The 255-nt window shown below is 59.6% G+C and carries 1 protein-coding gene; it reads left to right on the top strand.

The genetic code is table 11. The annotated features are described in order from the left end of the window. Positions 1-255: AMP-binding protein (locus MRBLMG1_RS03820; RefSeq protein ID WP_367820705.1), on the top strand; the 255-nt coding region annotated here is incomplete at both ends.

Below are 255 nucleotides of genomic sequence, written 5' to 3'. Positions count from 1 at the left end.
GGTTTCGTCTCGGTTCCGGTGGTGGCTTCGGCGGCGTTGGGTGAGCCGGTGGAGGTGGTGTCGTCGGATCCTGCGTATGTGTTGTTCACGTCGGGTTCGACGGGGGTGCCGAAGGGGGTGCCGGTTTCGCATCGTGGTTTCTCGTCGTATTTCGACGAGAGTGATCGGCGGGGTGATTTCGGTCCGGCGGATGTGTTCTCGCAGACGTTCGATCTGAATTTCGATCCGGGTATTCATGATGTGTTCATCGCGTGG

Origin of the sequence: Streptomyces sp. LMG1-1-1.1, from assembly GCF_040815545.1 — a bacterium.
Lineage (GTDB): Bacteria > Actinomycetota > Actinomycetes > Streptomycetales > Streptomycetaceae > Streptomyces.
This window is presented reverse-complemented; position numbering and strand designations above follow the sequence as displayed.